Source organism: Fructobacillus americanaquae (assembly GCF_024029775.1).
Lineage (GTDB): Bacteria > Bacillota > Bacilli > Lactobacillales > Lactobacillaceae > Fructobacillus > Fructobacillus americanaquae.
The window spans coordinates 118004-136225 of record NZ_CP097122.1 but is presented as its reverse complement, the minus strand read 5'-3'; the positions used below and the strand labels follow the sequence as shown (position 1 = coordinate 136225).

At 38.1% G+C, this 18222-nt stretch carries 21 protein-coding genes and 1 pseudogene; 10 read left to right on the top strand and 12 right to left on the bottom strand.

All coding sequences use genetic code 11. The features are described 5' to 3' along the window. Positions 1 to 88 precede the first annotated feature (88 nt). The 4 genes and pseudogenes from M3M36_RS00705 (at position 89) to M3M36_RS07000 (ending at position 3252) form a co-directional block, all read left to right on the top strand. Entirely contained in the window at positions 89 to 466 is a 378-nt protein-coding gene (locus tag M3M36_RS00705) for a hypothetical protein (RefSeq protein WP_252773970.1), read from the top strand. A 16-nt stretch (positions 467 to 482) separates the two neighbouring features. Next, a complete protein-coding gene (locus M3M36_RS00700) occupies positions 483 to 767 on the top strand; it encodes a hypothetical protein (RefSeq protein ID WP_252773969.1) in 285 nt (94 codons plus the stop codon). A gap of 147 nt (positions 768 to 914) precedes the next feature. Next, on the top strand, positions 915 to 1838 hold the full coding sequence (locus M3M36_RS00695) for a DMT family transporter (RefSeq protein ID WP_252773968.1): 924 nt from the start codon (positions 915 to 917) through the stop codon (positions 1836 to 1838). Between the two features lie 353 nt (positions 1839 to 2191). Beyond that, positions 2192 to 3252: pseudogene (locus M3M36_RS07000) on the top strand (IS30 family transposase). Between the two features lie 303 nt (positions 3253 to 3555). Here the strand turns inward: M3M36_RS07000 and M3M36_RS06995 are convergent. From M3M36_RS06995 to M3M36_RS00675, 3 genes are all read right to left on the bottom strand, one after another. After that, positions 3556 to 4293, bottom strand: coding sequence for an LPXTG cell wall anchor domain-containing protein (locus M3M36_RS06995; protein ID WP_420842364.1), 738 nt, complete (start codon positions 4291 to 4293; stop codon positions 3556 to 3558). A 114-nt stretch (positions 4294 to 4407) separates the two neighbouring features. Beyond that, on the bottom strand, positions 4408 to 6060 hold the full coding sequence (locus M3M36_RS00680; protein WP_252773966.1) for a KxYKxGKxW signal peptide domain-containing protein: 1653 nt from the start codon (positions 6058 to 6060) through the stop codon (positions 4408 to 4410). A 240-nt stretch (positions 6061 to 6300) separates the two neighbouring features. Further along, positions 6301 to 6687 (bottom strand): hypothetical protein, encoded by a 387-nt coding sequence (locus M3M36_RS00675; RefSeq protein WP_252773965.1) that lies wholly within the window; start codon positions 6685 to 6687, stop codon positions 6301 to 6303. A gap of 254 nt (positions 6688 to 6941) precedes the next feature. Here M3M36_RS00675 and M3M36_RS00670 point away from each other — a divergent pair, with 254 nt between their 5' ends. From M3M36_RS00670 to M3M36_RS00650, 5 genes are all read left to right on the top strand, one after another. Continuing rightward, positions 6942 to 7616 (top strand): alpha/beta hydrolase, encoded by a 675-nt coding sequence (locus M3M36_RS00670; RefSeq protein WP_252773964.1) that lies wholly within the window; start codon positions 6942 to 6944, stop codon positions 7614 to 7616. A gap of 101 nt (positions 7617 to 7717) precedes the next feature. Further along, positions 7718 to 8440: an ABC transporter ATP-binding protein gene (locus tag M3M36_RS00665; RefSeq protein WP_252773963.1), complete on the top strand. Its 723-nt coding sequence runs from the start codon at positions 7718 to 7720 to the stop codon at positions 8438 to 8440. Next, positions 8437 to 9534 carry an ABC transporter permease gene (locus M3M36_RS00660; protein ID WP_252773962.1) on the top strand — a complete coding sequence of 366 codons (1098 nt, stop codon included), beginning with the start codon at positions 8437 to 8439 and terminating at the stop codon, positions 9532 to 9534. The genes M3M36_RS00665 and M3M36_RS00660 overlap by 4 nt, the downstream gene beginning before the upstream one ends. Before the next feature lie 28 nt (positions 9535 to 9562). Then, a complete protein-coding gene (locus tag M3M36_RS00655; protein WP_252773961.1) occupies positions 9563 to 10207 on the top strand; it encodes a TetR/AcrR family transcriptional regulator in 645 nt (214 codons plus the stop codon). A gap of 262 nt (positions 10208 to 10469) precedes the next feature. Next, positions 10470 to 10811: an energy-coupled thiamine transporter ThiT gene (locus M3M36_RS00650; protein WP_252773960.1), complete on the top strand. Its 342-nt coding sequence runs from the start codon at positions 10470 to 10472 to the stop codon at positions 10809 to 10811. 60 nt (positions 10812 to 10871) lie between these two features. Here M3M36_RS00650 and M3M36_RS00645 read toward each other — a convergent pair whose 3' ends face one another. The 5 genes from M3M36_RS00645 to M3M36_RS00625 form a co-directional block, all read right to left on the bottom strand. Further along, positions 10872 to 11156 carry a hypothetical protein gene (locus M3M36_RS00645; RefSeq protein WP_252773959.1) on the bottom strand — a complete coding sequence of 95 codons (285 nt, stop codon included), beginning with the start codon at positions 11154 to 11156 and terminating at the stop codon, positions 10872 to 10874. A 308-nt stretch (positions 11157 to 11464) separates the two neighbouring features. Next, positions 11465 to 11878: a single-stranded DNA-binding protein gene (ssb, locus tag M3M36_RS00640; RefSeq protein WP_252773958.1), complete on the bottom strand. Its 414-nt coding sequence runs from the start codon at positions 11876 to 11878 to the stop codon at positions 11465 to 11467. 43 nt (positions 11879 to 11921) lie between these two features. Further along, complete coding sequence (locus M3M36_RS00635; protein WP_252773957.1) at positions 11922 to 12365, bottom strand: hypothetical protein; 444 nt, start codon at positions 12363 to 12365, stop codon at positions 11922 to 11924. After that, positions 12362 to 13210 carry a replication initiator protein A gene (locus M3M36_RS00630; protein ID WP_252773956.1) on the bottom strand — a complete coding sequence of 283 codons (849 nt, stop codon included), beginning with the start codon at positions 13208 to 13210 and terminating at the stop codon, positions 12362 to 12364. The genes M3M36_RS00635 and M3M36_RS00630 overlap by 4 nt, the downstream gene beginning before the upstream one ends. Then, complete coding sequence (locus M3M36_RS00625) at positions 13197 to 13454, bottom strand: helix-turn-helix domain-containing protein (protein ID WP_252773955.1); 258 nt, start codon at positions 13452 to 13454, stop codon at positions 13197 to 13199. Before M3M36_RS00625 ends, M3M36_RS00630 begins: the two co-directional genes overlap by 14 nt. Positions 13455 to 13832: 378 nt before the next feature. On the opposite strand from M3M36_RS00625, the gene M3M36_RS00620 reads away from it, so the two are divergent. Continuing rightward, positions 13833 to 14534 carry a hypothetical protein gene (locus M3M36_RS00620; protein WP_252773954.1) on the top strand — a complete coding sequence of 234 codons (702 nt, stop codon included), beginning with the start codon at positions 13833 to 13835 and terminating at the stop codon, positions 14532 to 14534. Positions 14535 to 14761: 227 nt separating this feature from the next. Here the strand turns inward: M3M36_RS00620 and M3M36_RS00615 are convergent, their stop codons facing one another. The 4 genes from M3M36_RS00615 to M3M36_RS00600 form a co-directional block, all read right to left on the bottom strand. Next, positions 14762 to 15013, bottom strand: a complete 252-nt coding sequence (locus M3M36_RS00615) for an aldo/keto reductase (protein ID WP_252773953.1) — start codon at positions 15011 to 15013, stop codon at positions 14762 to 14764. Beyond that, a complete protein-coding gene (locus M3M36_RS00610; protein ID WP_252773952.1) occupies positions 14997 to 15278 on the bottom strand; it encodes an aldo-keto reductase family protein in 282 nt (93 codons plus the stop codon). The genes M3M36_RS00615 and M3M36_RS00610 overlap by 17 nt, the downstream gene beginning before the upstream one ends. A gap of 134 nt (positions 15279 to 15412) precedes the next feature. Beyond that, entirely contained in the window at positions 15413 to 17755 is a 2343-nt protein-coding gene (locus M3M36_RS00605) for an immunoglobulin-like domain-containing protein (RefSeq protein WP_252773951.1), read from the bottom strand. A gap of 142 nt (positions 17756 to 17897) precedes the next feature. Then, the gene (locus tag M3M36_RS00600; RefSeq protein ID WP_252774398.1) at positions 17898 to 18212 is read right to left on the bottom strand and encodes a SemiSWEET family transporter; all 315 of its coding nucleotides are present in this window, start codon (positions 18210 to 18212) and stop codon (positions 17898 to 17900) included. Positions 18213 to 18222: the final 10 nt, after the last annotated feature.

Genomic DNA, 18222 nt, shown 5'->3' with positions numbered 1-18222 from the left:
GTTATGAATTGGCTAAAGACGGATTTCATATTGCGATGAATAGATCCGAAAAAGAATTAACAGAAGAACAAAAAATGATCAAGACTTTATGAGTGGTTTTCGCGCTTATGAAGAAGTTAAGAAAGGGTTAGAAGACGCAGATAACCAAGTCATTGGGTCAGATACTGGTCTTGACAGAAATCGGAAAGATGCCTATCAGGATGCCAAGGATGCGGTTAATTTGAACCGAAATTCGATGGGGATTCCTAATTTAACTCAACATAGTCAGGCATATCAGACTGTTTATCAAATGGTTGCTGATGATGCCAAGAATGGTGGAGAACTTAGCTTTAATGGGGCTATGAACGTGAATAATAAAAAGATTGATATTCACAATCAAAGTAGTTTTTATCAACAATCTTATCAACTAGCTTATCTGCAAGCTCGCCAACTCATCGGCAAGCCTTTATTGATGGGAAAAGTATGAATCAGTTAAAAATGATTTGAGTCAATATGGGTATCAATATGCTCATGATGGTTACCAATATGGAGAAACGAATGGAGTAGAACAGCTTTCGACTGATCAGTTAAATGATCTGAGCTTTATGTCTGGATTTAGGGCATCTAAAGCAGTTCAAAATGCTTTGACACTTTTGAGTACTGAACAAGAGATCCCTTCATTAAGTGATACGACAGTCATTAAAACCTTAGCCGCTGCTAAAGCTGGTTATCAAGATGGGTTGAAAGGAGTCTACCTACCTGATCAAAATAATAGCTCTTTTATCTAGAAGAATTTATCGTTCTCTTGCAGGATAAATGTTAAACGACCAAAAAACTGAGAATATATATTTCATAAATTATTAATAAAAATATTGATAGGATAGTAAAGTTACTGTAGCATATCATGTACTATCATAATTTATGGAGTATAAGCAATGAAAAATAGTTCAGTAGGTATTTGGTTAGCAATCATTGGTTCATTATTTTGGGGTGCTGCGGGAACAGCAGCTCAGTTTTTGTTTCAAAATTATAATGTATCTCCTCAGTGGTTAGTAGGAATGAGGTTATTAACATCAGGTTTTCTACTCTTAGCATTTGTGTTATTTGTTAAAAAAGAACCTATACTAAACATTTGGCGACATAAAGACAGTGTTATGTTACTGTTGGCTTTTGCATTTTTGGGAATGCTACCATCACAATTCACATACTTTATGGCAATTAAGTATGGAAATGCTGCAACTGCTACTATTTTACAATTCACTGGGCCTCTTTTCATTATAATTTTTATTGCATTAAGACAATTAAAACTTCCCCGTAGAATAGACTGTATTTCAATTATTATTGCCATGATCGGTACAATTTTGTTGGTAACTAAAGGGCATCTAAATGCATTGTCGTTGGCTCCTATTGCAGTTTTTTGGGGACTATTGGCTGGACTTAGTCAAGCTTCATATACCTTAATTCCTAAAAATTTGTTGAGCAAGTTTAGCTCTTTAATAGTTGTAGGTTGGGCTATGCTTTTAGGGAGTATACCTTTTATTCCAATAGTCAGTACCCATCAATTAACGGTATTTAATTGGAAAATTGCTTTATCATTAGCATTTATAATTATTTTTGGAACAATTTTATCTTATTTATTTTATTTACTTAGTTTAAAATTTATTGAACCTGCTATTACTGGTGTACTAAGTGCGTTTGAGCCACTAACAGCGACGGTTCTCTCTGTAATTCTGCTTCACTTGCATCTTAGTTTCATTGAAATTGTCGGCGCTTTCTTGATTATTTTAACTGCTTTTTTACAAGTGTGGCCAACGCAAAAGTTTAAAATACAAAAAATATTAAAAATAGCAAAAAAATAGTTAATAATTGTCTACACGCTTTGTGAGGACTTTTATATTTAAATATTTTTATTTAAATATAAGAAAGAATAGGAAATTACATTATGGTTAATAAGTTTGGTAGTTTATCACTACCAGGTTTTGCTCCATTCACAGTTACCGTCTAAAGTAAATGTATGTGACTGGATTTTTTATATTTGAAACAAAAAGAGGTCTCGTTTGAGGCCTTTTTTGTTGCCTATTCAAAAGTATTCCCCAAAGAGCCCCACGCCCAAGAGAAGGCGAGGGGCTTTTCCATGCTTTGCTATAATTTTTTCTGTATGTAATCGCGAAAACAGATTGGCTGTTTAACGCAAAATAACGGGAGAATGATAATGGGACAAAAACATTTAAAATTGGCACAACGTGTTCAAATTGAAACCATGTTAAAAGAAGGTCATACTTTAAGCTTTATTGCTAAGACCATTGGTTACTCAAAAGCCGCTATTACCAAAAAAATTCAGCGAACAACACTTCACGCTACAATGGGTAGAAAAGTAAGTACACATATATCTAGAAGAATGTATCGAGCCATTGAGGGGCAAACGTTAGCTGACCAAAAGCAACGGAACAAAAAGAAATCCCTAGCTAAGTTAACACCCCGACGAGAACAGCTCATCAAAGAATACATCCTCGAACACAAGTGGTCACCCGAGCAAATCGCCAAGGGGCCGTTACGAGCAGGTGTGTCTTTCAAAACCATCTACAACTGGGTGAATCATAAAAGGATCAAAGGCCTCGATTACTGGGTCTTGCGAGATAAAGGCAAGCTACAACGGTATCATAAGCGAGCGTTAAGTTGGAGCGAACGAAAGAGTCTTTATCTGAAAAAAGAAGATCAGAAACGAGCGACACACCAGTATTCCATTGAGTTTCGACCAAGTGTGATTGAAAATCGTAACCGTTTTGGCCATTGGGAACTCGACGGTGTGGAGTCTCGTCAATCCAATCACTTGTTGTTAACTTTTGTAGAACGCTTTAGCCGATACGCCGTTTCAATGGTTGTAAAAAAATAAGTCCGCTTATACAGTGAGCAAAGCCATTGAACAATTTTGCTTAAAATATCAAGGTTGCGTCGATAGCGTTACTTGTGATCGCGGGTCTGAGTTCATCGCTTTACAAACTAGACATGTTCTAAAAAAACAAGGTCAAATATTACTTTGCCCATGCGTATTCACCATACGAACGTGGATCCAATGAGAACTTTAATAAGCTCTTACGGGAGTATTATCCAAAAAAGACAGACTTCGCTAAGGTGAGCCAATCTGAGCTTAATGAAAGTGTTATGAGTATCAACACACGTCCAATGCGTATCCATCGCTATATGAGCCGTTTGCAAGCTTTTAAGCGTCATTGTCAGTATCGCAACATTAATCTAGCAACGATACTGAGTTAAAGGCATAACAACACCAATACATAAAGAAAACCCAGTCAAAGATGGCTGGGCTTTTTGCGTTGGTAATCCAAACAGATATTCGATAAAATAAGTTATTCCAAGCGATAAAGAATGCTTATATAAAATTCTTTACTTTACATAATATATATTATCGAAAGTTAAGGGCCAATTTATGTATGTCAACCCCTAATGCAACAGTCTAAATTTTTTTCTGATATAACCTTGTTAAAGCAGATTATAGCAAGGTTTTTAAATTTTTAATAATTTGTGGTCACTAAAAAGACTTGCCTATTTTTGTCATAGTCAAGGATCCAATTTATGGATTCTTTTTTTATGTGATTCCTGGGCTGTCCATTGAACCGGTACTTTTTTGTTATCAGGAAGATCAATAAGCTTAAGATACTTATCAGTTGCCTGAAGTGAGATTTTTCCATGACCATCCATCACCGCTATGAAGTAACTTGGGTCCAAAATTTGGTTCTTGACAATCTTTTGACCATCTTCCGTTGTTAGATCTCCGCCAGTGTTTAACACAGAGTATTGTCCTGTTAGTAAATCATGAACGATGTCGGTTTGATCATCAATTGACCATTCGTTTGTCTTACCACCATAATTAGCAGGACGTGTGCTGGATTCTAGAGCATAGTCAAACAACTGACCATAGTCGATTGTTTGATTATTTAAGCTTGAACGGTTCCCTACACCGGCCACAACATCCTTTTTAGGATTAATTTTGGGCAATGGATTTTGGACAGTTTCAGTTTGGAATGAACGGCCAGTTTTGCTTTGAAAATCAAGTTGGTAGGCCGTGTTCTGAATTTCGCCATCAACGTCATCATTCACAGTTGTATCAAACGTCGTTACCAACGTTCGGCCGGCTTGAATATACTTTGTTAAAAAGTCTTGAGCATCTTTAGCGTTTACTGTAAATTTATGACCTTGATCGTCATATTGATAAACAAATTCATTGTTGTCGAGCAACCGCCCCTTCTTAAGGTCTTGAGCTACTGTATCAGGGTTAAACTTATACCCCTCCGGCATTAAATATGTTTTTTCCGTGCCTTTGTTTGCGGTAGTCTTAGCATCATAATTATCGTAAGCACCAGGGGTTGTGCCAATAGTTGACCCCGTTAGATCAGCATCTTTATAACCAGTTTAATCTTGATTGACGTAATACTTAACAATGTCTCCACGCATGACAGGCTTGGTGTTGCTATTTTCATCTTCTTCATTGGTTTCTGACTTGTACGGTTGAACCACTGGTTGATACTGTAAATCAGTTTTGTGAACCGTCACTGCTTGCGTTTGGTCGTATAAGTGATAGTTGCCTGTAATGACCTTAGGACTAACCGTCTTTAAACGATCATCAGTACCAAATAAATCATAACGGAAAGTATCATATCCATCAGTACTTACACCCCACTTGCCTGTATCTGGATCAACTTGATTGGTATAAGGGTTATAGAACTTATGAGAGAAATCATTTCCCTGGCCAATGGCAATATATTGACCCTCGTCGGTTTCATTTCCATTCAAATCATGAGATGAAGTGGAGTAAACAGTTCCATCATCTGCGACCTTAGTATCGTGAGAATAAGTCAAATTAACAATATTTCCAGAATTTTCGCGAATACCCTGTTCAATGTCAATATCGTTATAAGTAATCGCCGTTTTGATGTTTAGCGGTTGGCCGTTTTCTGCATAGAGCTTAGCATCAATATCAGCATAGGAGGCATTGGTAATGAAGATGCTTAGAGAATGAGCACCTCGATCTTGACCGTTCCCGGTGTTTTGACTTTCATGGAAAGCCACGTAACTGCCCTTATTAGGATTAATACTTTGAACACTGTTCACTTTGTAAATCAGATAAGCATTTTGACTGGGTCCGCCATCTGTGGGTGTAACAAATAAACCATTAATCCGATAGGTGTCACCTGAATTCGTAGTAAAGAAAGGAACATTTGGATCAATAGCATTTGTCTTACCTAAAAACGGTTTTAGAGAGGCATTTGTGCCGGCTTGTGATCCCTGCTGAACATCAACGCTAACGGAATTAGGTACTTGGATCTGAGAAAATGGTGTGTTTTTATCACCATAGTCAGAAGAAACGATAGCCTTTGGTTTTTGTCCAGTATTTACAAACTTCAAGCCCCCTTTATCCTCTGATGGTTGATTGTTGTAATTAGTAGTTCCCTTGAGCGCTTGAGCAACATAGTCATTGTCAGCTTTTTTCTCATCAGCCAACTTCTTCAAATTATCAGCTTGTGATTGAGCATCTTGAGCAGCATCTTGGGGATCTTTTTTAACCGTATTATCTTGGGTTAAAATAACGCCACTATTTTGGGCCTCAGTCGCAGCATCATTAACCTTTTTGTTGGAATCCTTTAATGAATTAATATTGGCGGTGGCCTGATTTACTTGAGCTGTTTGGGTCGTTTCATCGTTCTTAACCGCTTGACGTTCGTTGGACACTTGATCTTGCGTAACGGTTTTAGTCGTTGTGCCTTGATCCGTAACGGTAACTCCAGCAGCTTGAGCCGTCGTAACCGCTTGATTGAGGGCGTTATGAGTATCTTTCAAGCCATTAACTTGATTCATCTCCCCTTGATGTTCAGCGGCTGGAACTGTGCTGTTAGTTCCTTGAGCTGTTGTAGTTGGTGACACCTCATCCGCATTAGCTGACTGTGAAAGACCAATTCCCCCAGAAATAAAAGTAACGGCTGCCAGTGAGGTATAGAGCCAATGCTTACCAGCCTTATACATTTTGAAGTGATTTTTCACATTGATTGATTGTGTTTGAATAGGCATAAGTTTTCTCCTTTGATTTAAATACCTAAATAATTAAAGCGATTCGTTAGTGGCTTTCACTGAAGTTGTTAACCCACTTTTAGTTTTTTTGTTACCATCAGCTTTCAAACTCATTTTTGACTGTTGACTTTGATGGATTGAGCAACAAATTCGTTCTGACTTACCAAATTAATCGAGTTGTGACTAGTAATTTGAACATCAATTGGTGCTGCCTTTTTAGTTGTCATAGAATTTCCTTTCTTAACGAATACCTAGATATTGATTCAAAGTTTGATTATAACCAGGGTTGGCTTGTGATACGGCTACCGCTGCATCACGACCAACTTGTTGATTCAAAAGCTGTCCGACCCGAAAGACACGATAGCTATCTTGCCCCAATTGATTATCTGAGAAGCTTTGACGATAAACATCTAAGCTATTTCGCTTGAGTGAATCGTCGAGAGCTTGGTAGGGGCGATTGTTTACCCTATTATCATTCGTTGTACTGGATTGATTACTTGTCGTTGAATTGGTTTGGGCGGTTTTCGTGTTATTTGAAGAAGACGCCTCCTTGGTTAATTTGGTGACTTCTTTTTGTAACCGTTGATTAGTTTCTTGCGTATTTTGCAATGTTGAGTACGCCTTCATACCTCCTGCCCCGGCGCCCAGTAAAAGAAGCGAGACCCCAACACTTGTAGACCACCAGAACTTTTTGGAATGGTGAGTTGGTTTGGGAAAGAATCACTGCCTAAACGGCGAATTGTAAAAAGAGTTTTATAAAAGCGGGGTTAACCAAAAGGTTAACTCTCTTTTTATTATGAATGATAGTGATGAAGGCGTTACAATAAGAGGCTAAGGAGTAACTATTTTATGAAAAAACGCATGGCATTATCAGCCTTTTAGTGATTATTTTTTTGGTCTTAATTGGCTACGCGGTCTTCCAATCACTGAATGCACAACACAAAACGGGGACAAATTCCTCAACTGCTTCTGGTAAAACCGCCACGGTTTTTTTCCATGGCTACGGTTCCTCACACAATGCTGAAAAGTCAATAGCCCAGTATTTGGTTGACCAGGGTTATTCGAATCGGCGCGTGAACGTAACGGTCAAGGACGATGATCAGGTTAACGTGGTGGGCACTCCAGGGAACATGGCCATTACATACTATTTGATGGCAACGGCTGAGGGTAAAAGCGATTCGTTGCCAGTAGTTAAGAAACAGATTGATTTAGCCGGTACCTATAACGGTTTGATGTTAACGGATCCTGAATCCGATTCACCCCTAACAGACGATGGGCAACCGGTCAATCAGTCTGCGTACTACAAACGTTTATTACCACTGCGTGAGTATTATCAAAAGCACCAGGTTCAGGTGCTGAACATTTATGGTAATTCGCAGGGTTCTGGTAATAACGATACGACGGTTTATAATAATTCGTCTAAGTCCTTGAAGCACTTGGTTCAAAGTCCTTCAACTTATGAAGAAAAACTGATTACCGGTGCGGATGGACAGCATTCCAAGTTGCATGAAAACAAAGCAGTTGATGCGATCATGCTGGCGTTCTTAAAGAAATAAACAAAAAATACGGCTTTGCCGTCTTTTTTTGTTGACATTGTGAAGAGTTGGTGTATATTAGTGAGTGATTAATCACTCACTATGTGTAAAAGGAGTCCATTATGGAAAAAGTCATTTCTTTGGAAAAAGTTGCCAAGTCCTTTGGTAGCCTAAAAGTCCTGAAGGACGTTGACCTGTCATTGGGCCGAGGAGAAATTCTCGGTTTGCTCGGTCCATCCGGAGCCGGTAAGTCAACGGTCATCAACGTGACTTTGGGTGTTGAAAAGGCCGATTATGGTACCGCTTATGTTTTTGGTAAGGTGATGCCAAATCGCGAACTACTTGGTCAAATGGGGTATATGGCCCAATCTGATGCGCTGTACGAATCGTTAACGGCTCGTGCTAACCTAAAGTTCTTTGCCGAGATGCGAGGCATCGATAAGGAAGGCTTGGAGCAAGAGATTGAACGAGTGGCGAATGTTGTTTCACTTGGTGACAAGCTCGACCAATATGTGTCTGGTTTTTCAGGGGGAATGAAGCGTCGTTTGTCATTGGCCATTGCCTTGCTAGGCAACCCATTCTTACTTGTTTTAGATGAACCAACAGTTGGAATTGATCCAGCGTTGCGCCGTCAAATTTGGTCCGAACTTCATAAGATGAAGGAAGAGGGACACGCTATCTTGGTCACCACCCACGTCATGGACGAGGCTGAATTGGTTGATCGGGTTGCCCTACTAATTGGGGGACGGGTCATCGCCAATGATGCACCGAAGAAGTTGGAAGTCGATTATGGCGTACCAAGTATCGAAGACGTCTTCTTGAAGGCAGAGGAGGAATTGTCATGAGCCGAACATTAGCCATTGCAAAGCGAATTTTGATGGAAATGATGCGTGATAAGCGGACCTTAGCCTTGATGTTTTTAGCGCCTGTTTTAATCCTATCGCTCTTGAACTATGTCTTTACTATCAACTCAACACCATCCGTTGAAATCGGAACGGTACGTGTGGAACAAGCGGTGAGCCAAACCCTTGATCAAACCAGCCACGTTTCCACCAAAGCTTATTCTTCCGATAGCAAGGCCAAATCAGCTTTGAAGGACAAGGATATTGATGCTATCCTGACGCAAACGAGGAATAACCAGTTTGAAATTCGTTATGCCAACATCGATGCTTCCAAAACGGCAATGATTCGTCAAGTCGTGAACGGCGCCTTCAGTAAGATAAAAGTCGGGGCGATGGTCCAGCAATATGTTGCGCTGGCCACACAAACTGGGCAGCAACCGGCTGCACAAGCGAACGTGTCCCTTTCAGAGAAGTACAACTATGGCGGTAAGGACACGAGTTTCTTCGACACAATTATGCCAATATTCATGGGCTTTTTCGTCTTCATGTTCGTTTTCTTAATTTCAGGAATTTCACTATTGAAGGAACGGACAAAGGGCACGCTTTCCCGTTTGTTAGCAACGCCAGTTCGACGTTCTGAAATTGTTTTCGGTTACATGTTGTCTTATGCGCTAATTGCAGTTTTGCAGACGGCCGTGATTGTGTCCTTTACGATTACACTGCTTCACGTTGAGGTGCTTGGTTCTGTTTGGTTACTCTTCCTCATCAATGTCTTGTTAGCCATGGTCGCCTTGGCGCTGGGACTCTTAGTTTCAACGCTGGCCGCGTCAGAATTCCAGATGATTCAATTCATTCCAATCGTTGTTGTGCCACAAATGATTTTCTCAGGCATTATTCCGTTTGATTCCATGGCCTCCTGGGCACAAGCCATTGGCGATATTTTGCCAATGAAGTACGCAGCTGATGCAATGAACGCTGTTGTTCTTCAGGGACAGGGTTTTTCAGCCATTTCTGGACAGATTGTCGCCTTGGTTATTTTCTTAGCCGTTTTGACGGCATTGAATATCTTTGGTCTCCGTCGTTACCGTAAGGTATAATGTATTCAGTCTGAAAAGAGGTGGAAACATGGATCAAATTATTCAAGAGTTTGTGAAGCTATCTGAAGAAAAAAAGGTGCCCCCTTCTCAAAAGAAAGTTCTTCAAGCAGCCATTCAATTGTTTGCGGGCCAAGGGTACGCCAGTACATCGACTGCTGCCATCACCAAGGAAGCTGGTGTTAGTCAGGCAGTCATCTTCAAGTACTTTAAAAATAAAGAAGGGTTGCTCGACCAGATTTTAAATTTGACCATTGAGAATCTGCTACCAAAGTATAGTGATGAATTTGTTGCAAAATTACAGGATGTAGCTGGGCACGAGTCATTTGAAGAATTTTTATCCTTTGTTTTGCATGACCGCTTTCGTTTCATGGATTCCAATCAAGATGTTTTGATTATCTTAGTTGCGCAATTAATGGTGGACGAGACTTTAATGAAAAAACTAGAAAATGCGTTGACGGATAAGTTTTGGTTCCTTACTAAAATCATTGAGGAACTAGCTGGACCGGATGCTAAATTATCTGGTCAAGATATTCTTCGCTTGATTGCCTCACAGATGTTACTCATCTTTATTGAGGAAAAACGGATGGGTCTACAGTTGTCGGGATCTACTGTTGAACAGCGACTGGAGCAAACACGTCAAATTATTTTAGCGGGAATTTATAAGATTAATTAGACGGAGTCGGTTGCGTGAGCAGCCGACTTTTTTTTGAGCGATGGCTTGTCAAAAACGCTTGGACCTGGTCATAATGGTGGTAACAAATAAATAACGTCCGTTTAGGGGAGCTCTTTGGAGCTGAAAGTGCGCAAGCCGACCCTTCGAACCTGTTGTGTTAAGACACGCGTAGGGAAAACAGAAAAGATTAAGACAATCGTCCGTTCGCTTTTACTGTTTCGGATGGTTTTTTTTTGTGGACTTATGCACTAAGAGGAGAAAAATGCAAAACACGCAATCGAAAAATTTACGTTTTATTACGGAATTGGCGCTTTTCATCGCCCTATTCGTTGTCTTGAGTTTCTGGTCTATTCGTCTTTGGGGTGAGGGTGGCTCCATTTCATTTCAAATGGTACCAACGATGATTATGGCGTATCGCTATGGCTATAAGGGTGGTTTAACAGTCGGAATTCTGTTTGGACTCATCAAGTTAATCTTAGGTGCCTATATTTTGACACCTTTTCAGGCTTTCTTGGATTACCCATTGACCTTTGGGTTGGTCGGTTTCACAGCTGTGACTGTCCCAATGGTTAAGAAGGCCTTTGGGAACAAGGAAATAGATTAGAAGATCAGTCAGATGGCAAAACCATTTCCTGTTAAAAAAGTAAAACGTAAATATTCTTTTCTAGTCTTCATTTTTTTCCTCTTTCATGATTAATTGATTGAGTTTTTTGACTTCTTGATTAATCTTAAATTTCAATATTGCATGTTGCTCACTCGTGATTGGGATGAAGCTTAATCTGATATTCAAAAAATCAATATATTTTTGTAATTGACGAATTTTCTTTTGCTTTTTATAGTTAATATTTCGTTTCTTGCAATTAATAATTTCTTCTCTGATAATTTGTTCAACACGATCTACTACACTTTGTTCTTTTTCTTTAAACAAACTTAACTGCTTAGTTACCATTACACTTCTCCCTCCCTCAATCTCTCTGAAATACAGTAATTAATAATATGGATGGGATAACCATTTCATGTGCTTTGCATATGGCAATGAAGCGTTTTGTAACTCCCTAATTTTAATGTTTTTCTGTAAAGCCAATTTTTGAGCAGTTTTGCTTGTCTTTTTAATCAGCTTGTTATTCACTGCATTTTAATCAGCTTGTTATTCACTGCATTTACTTCTGCAGTATGATACAAACCAGCATTTTTTCTGTTTTCATAATTAGCAATGGCAATATCAATGTTATTCATACTCATATCTCCTTTTAAAAATTAAAATGGCAAATCATCATCGGTCACGACAACTTCGTCATGGCTAGATACCAAATCGTCTTGAGCTAACTGGTGACGGATAATTTCTTTATCCTGAAGGGTTTCGACAAGATCAAAATGGTCAACATAAAGGTCAGTTACAAAATGAGTACTCCCATCTTTTTCGTAAGAGCTACTTTGAAGATGGCCATCCAACCCAATGCGATCTCCTTGATCAACCAAATCAGTAAAATTTTGCGCCTGTTTTCCCCAAAGAACAAAACGGAAAAAGTCAGTTTGACGTTGTCCCTTCTTGTTCGTAAAGTTTCTTGATACGGCAATTCGTCCTGTTGTGAAAACTTTGCCAGAAGATGTGTAACCCAACACAGTTTTTGAAACCAAACGACCTCGTAATGCTGCAATATTCGTGCTCATATTTTTTCCTCCAAACGTTCTAGTTTTTCAATATTTGATAATCTTAACTTCTACTTCTTGATGTACTGTCAATTGCATTATCATGTAATTTCACAGACCAGGTTGTTGATTGTGTTCCTGTGAAGAGGTTCCAATCAGAAAAAAATATCTTCAAAACACCATTGTCATAACTAACGCTATCTGCATCGTCTAAATCTATACCTCGATATTTCAATTGAGAGTCAAGTTTACGTAAACTAACCTCATTCGGAATTTCGCTTTGTAGGTGGTTAATTGTTTTGTTCCTGTTCTGAACTTGGTATGCTTGAATCTGTGTTTGAATCGATTGTGATATTGGTTCACCGAATAAAATCAGATTAAAAAAGAGTATTCCAACAACTACCTCTATCATGGCTTTTAACGCGTCGCCTTTAATAAAATCTGTTAATCCGATAAAGATGGCCGTTGAAGATAAAGACAAAGCAATTATGATTAAAATACTTGTCATATTAAGCCACCTTCCATGTCACTAAGTTTAGTGATTGGTACGATTGGTTCGTTGAACTGTCGTACTTGACTAAATTGTTTTTGCTGTACTTCGTTCATTGATTGCGCTACTTTTTCGATATACAAAAGATTACTGGTATTGTTCTCGGCCGAACGAGTAATAGCTTCGCTAACAAGCAAAGCGCCATAAAGATTAGCTAATTGCTCCAATCGATTAGCTTGTTTTAAATTGGGACGTTGACCAGTTTCTTTTTGGTAATGGTCCACAAGCAAATCCAAATCATTCGCACGTGTATTATTAAATACGTCATCATCCTCATCATCTTTTATTTCAGTATCACTTAATTCAGTATCACTATAGTCAGTATCATTAGGGTTTGATTTTGAAACCTTTGGAGGTTTATTTTTCAAACCTCCAGTGGTTTGATTTTCAAACTTCCGGAGGTTTGATTTTGAAACCTCCTTGTCCCCCAACGCTTTAAGGGAGTTTTCTGAGAAAGAATCACTCGTTACAGCTCCAAGATAAAGACGATTTGCACGATTGAAACCAATTTTTTCTTCTTCAAGCAACCCATATTTTGCTAAATCTTTTTTAATGGCAATCACTTTATTTTTGCCACAGCCTAAAATTTCTTGCAAAGCTGCAACAGTGAAAATAAAGTAAACATTTTGCTGCTCATCAATCCAGCCATTTTTTAACGACAATTCAAACCGGTCTCTTAAAATGGCATAGGCTGTCTTGGATTCCAATCTCATATCTTTATATTTTTCTGAAGTAAAAAAGATTTTGGGAATCCGATAAAATTGTTCAAATGACTGAATTTGTTGGAGGTTAATTCTTTGCATTTGATGTGTCCTCCTCTTCATTAACAAAAGTCTGTTCAATCAATTCATCAATTGATAGATTTAAACCAGAAGAGATATGCAACAACGACTCAATTGAAGGGTTCGATCGGGCTGATTGTTCCCATCGCGAAATCGCACGTTGTGGAATTTCCCAAGACTCAGCCAAATCTTTCTGACTCATTAAACGGATAGTTCGATAATTTTTAATAATTTGTCGTAAATCTAGGCCTGTGTTGTTTTTCATGTTGACCTCCACTGTCGTAAGCCCCCGGTGACCAAGGACTAAAAAATTGTAAAAAAAAAGAAGCCACATCGGGCTTCTTTAATTTGCAAATATGCAAAAATGTATAGGAGTTAAAGGCAATGGGAACCATTGCTACTACTCACTTAATTAGCCTTCTGTTGCTTTTAATATTGCACGTTACAGTTAAGGGCCAATGAGGATTATCACCCCCCAATCAAATATTTCGTTAAAAAATGTATTATCTACCTGATGTATTGATAAATTGCCAATGTTTGTTGCTATTTTGTTAATAGTCAGTTTTAATCACCAACTTTGATAGAGTTTTGATAAAACGAATTGTACATAACCTTATCGATTGTGAAGGCAAAATATATCAAGGTGAACACTATCAAAAAAATAAAGAAGCAACTTAATATTTTTATTAAAAAAAATAATTTAAAAAGACATATATCTTTGAAAGCAGATCGAGTGGTTCTATATAATTTATTCAGTACAGTGTCTAATTCAATGTTTGCCATGATAAAAATTACAATCGGTTTAGTGCTTTGGTCATTGTGGTTTTTAATTTTTGGCTTCTACTATCTAATTCTGTTAGCCATCCGTGCTTATTTTTTATTTCGTTATAAACAGGTTAGAATAGCTAATTTTTCAAATTTAGAACGTAGAAAATTAGAAGAAATATACTTACGTGAAGGTGGCATTTTCTATTCAATTTTAGGCTTGGTTTTGGTGGGACTGTCAACGTTTATGTTTGTTCATGGTCAACCTCAAAATTATAATCATAATATTGTCTTGTTCATAGCATTAATTGGTTTTATAAAAATCGTTACATCAGTTATCGGTTGGATAAACTCTCGACAATTCAATAGTCCAATTATTTCTTATCTTAAAGCACTTAATTTAGCTGACGGATTGGTTGCAATTGTAATGACACAGTACGCTTTGTTATCTTATAAACATTCTGAGTTTGCTTCTTCTTCCACAGGACTTTTTGGCATCTGTATTGGTTTTGTACTGATCATTGTCGGTATAGCTATTAGTACTCGTTTTTTTAGAAAATCATTAAAAAAAGGTGCTTAAAAAGTGACTGAGAATAAATAAAGACCGTTACTACTTATAATCACTCTTCCCCAAGGCAACATTACCAACCTTATCCCCTTTCAGAATTACTACCGTCTTAACTTGATTTCTATAACAGCCATAATGTTAAAATGAGATTCCCCAAAAACTTTATGAACGTTTTTGGAAATCTCATTTTTTACATATTAATTAGAGTAATGATTAGCCAGTTAATGATAATTAATTCTTTAAATCAACCAACCGGTTAACCGTTCAACAAAAACGGGATCATTATGATCAAATAAAGCAGATTCTTTTTTGTCCAAACCCTTGATTAAATCCATGTCTTCTTCTGAAAGATTAAAGTCAAAAACATCAAAATTTTCGCGTATCCGTTCCTCATGAACAGATTTGGCTAAAACAACAATGTTTCTTTGTATTAACCATCTTAAAACAACTTGCCCAACTGTCTTATTATATTTCTTACCAATTTTCTGCAAAACCTGGTTGTGAAATAGGTCTAACCGTCGTTTCTGGTTGAACAGAATATTTTTTATTCCACTCTTGATCTTTTTCACGTTGGTTCCATAGATTAAATTCAAGCTGATTAACTTGCTGGGTTGTTTCAACTAATTTTGCAAATTCAACAATTTTTCCTGCATCAAAATTCGAAACACCAATCGACCGCAATGTCCCGCATCTAGAGCCCTTTCCATTGCACACCAATTCAACAGCGACTGAACTTAATAGTTCTTGAATAACCATAATCAGCAGCTAGCGAAAAAGAAAGAATTCTTATCAAGAATTCTTTCTTTTGGCAACAATTATTTAATTAATCGCTGTGCTGACAAGCCCTATTTACAAGGTGCAAATTCTGTCAACTGCTTTGATGATTACTGCTAGCGCTTCTTTTTCTTATTTTTAGCTAAGAATAAGAGTGTTAACGAAGCAAACAAAGACACAGGTGCAAATTTTTCAACGCGACTTTGCGGAGCGGTGTCAGCAGTATCAGGTAGTGCATGCTCAGCTTCTTGTTGGTTAACAGCTACTGTATTATTTTTTGCGGCTAATGGAACGACGCTTGTAGCAGCGTGTTGCGCTTCTTGTGCACTCTGTTGAACCTGGGACTGGTTACTCTGTTGGTTTTGCTGAGTGCTAGATTGACCATCATTGTTTGGAATTGATGCTGGTGCTTGTACTGTAACTTGGATGCTTTTACTTGTAGTTAGTCCGTAAGAATTGGTTACTTGATAAACAACTGTATAAGTTCCAACTACTTGAGGATTGACTTGATTTTGGATAACAGTGATTTGCTTGGTTAAATCAACACGACCACCGCCATCATTTTGTTGATCAAAAGCACTCACCTGTGTCAGTGCATCAAATTGATTACCTTGGGTAATGGTCTGGTTATTGGCAACGATTTCTGGCTGCACTGGGTCAACCCAGTTAACCGTAATTGTTCCAGTACCATTAAACCGACCCCGGGCACCAGACCATTGATAAAATAATACAGTATTGGTGGTGTTATCAGTTGGTACCGCAATCGTAAGAGATTTCACTCCAGTAAATGATTGGTCGGTAAGCTGTTTACCGGAAATAGTTTGTCCATTGTAAAGGTTAACACTCTGAATTGTATTTGAAAGCTGGCTAATCGTCAAAGTGTTCCCCTGCGGGTCACTTTGACCATTGTAATAAGACTGATTACCCACTTGAATTTGATCATCATAAGAACTGGTTTTAATTGGCAAAGCAATATCAATTGTCGGTTGATTTGATCGAACGGCGGTTACTGTTTCTTGATGGTGTTGATCTTGGGCAGTCGTCTGGAATAACAGCTGGAAACCATTCATAAAGCTAATATCGCTTAGTTGGTTGTTATCAATTTGGAAAACATGTAAATCTGGATAACGATTATAGAGCCCAGTCATAATGGTAATATTACTAATATTATTATTATTGACAGCAAGCCACTTCAGTTTCGTCAAGGGAGAATCCTTAAAAACATCAATATTGCTAAGTTGATTATTATTAGCAAATAAATATTGAATATTGGTGATTTGAGCCTTGGTAATTGGCGTAATATCACTAATCTGGTTGTAGCTAGCATCTATCGTTGTTATCGCTGGTAAATCAACATTTTGAATAACGCTGACATCAGAAAAATTATTATTAGCGATATTAAGTGTCTGAAGATGCGACATGGTAATGCCAGTAAAGGGAGTTAAATTAGAAATCGAATTCCGATTAATATAAAGGGTTACCAAATTTTGGTTGTGTTCCGCCTGCTTGCGCAAAAAATTAGCATCCCTCAAACCCAAACCAGTCAACTGAATGAACTTCAACTGGGTCAACTCATTAAATTCTGTAATTTTATCATCCGAAAGGACATCAGAAATATCAGCAGATCCACTCTCATTGTCATACTGATAAGGGCTATCGCTCTGAGGGTAATAGCTGCTAATCGTATTGTCATCATCGTCACTATTTTGCTTATAATTACCAATGACAGTGATACTTTCGAGATTTTTAGCATAGTGCAGGCCCTGTAGCGATTCAACCTTACCAGAAGTAATCTTAATTGCTTTGACTTGCTCCAAGTCGCTCACCGTTAGCTGGTCAGCTGACTTATTTAAGGCCGTCGCAAAAGCAGCTCGTAAAGTATTATCTGGTACCAATGCTTGGCCAATTAAAGTGGAATTGTCATTAGTTGTACCAACATTGGCTGAGTTACCCGTACCGGTAGACTGACTTGTACTGCTATCATCAGCAATGCGACTCGTCAATCCAGTACTATCATTCGTACTTTGACTTGAGCTATTTTCTGACTGGCTCGTTGAAGAGTTTGAATCAGTACTGGTGGATGTCTGACTAGTAGTTGCAGAACCTGCCCCACTATCAGTATTAGTTTGACTAGCAGAAATGGAACTTGACTCGTTTCCGCTATTCGTTTGGCTAGTAGCTTGGCTAGCTACTGTTTCGTTGTTATTTTCTGTACTAGTAGCAGTTGCTGAAGTGCTATTCGATGTGTCTTGTTGCTTTGACGCCAAAGTGACGGTATTAGCTGTTTGCAGCGTATTTGCCGTTTCATCAGCCGAAGCGGTTAAATCATTGTTTAAACCAACAGCATGACCCTCTGTTTGCGTTAAAAACCCGGCACTAGTCAGGGTAGAAAAAGCGACGAAGAGCCACAATTTCTTGGAAGCCAGTAAAGGCTTTTCTTGTGGGATGATTTTTTTCATAAAAAACTCCTTTCACTATTCATATTAATGTTGTGTTTGTTGAAAAAATCAATTGATCATTTCTTCTTTGAGATTAAGAAAAACCAACTAGTCGACCAATCATTGGTCAACTAGTTTATTTTATTAGTGTTTGGTTCATGGATTAATGGATATAAATTGTAATCACTGTAAACAATCCAAACAAAACACCAGGAACGTTTGAAATGATAATCGGCCAATCTTTAAAGGTCTTGGTCCAGCCATAACCAGTCCAAAGCGAAGCATTAATCATTGCCACCAGTGGTTGTAATAAACCAACTGGGTGGCCAGAAAAGTTACTAATAATTTGCGGGATATATGAAACATACATCGCAATACAAGTAAAGGTAGCAGCCTTACTAAGCAACTTTAGACGTTTAACGCGCTTCTCAGGTACAGCGTTTTCACCTGTTGGATATTCTGAAGTATCAATTCTCATAAAATTTTTC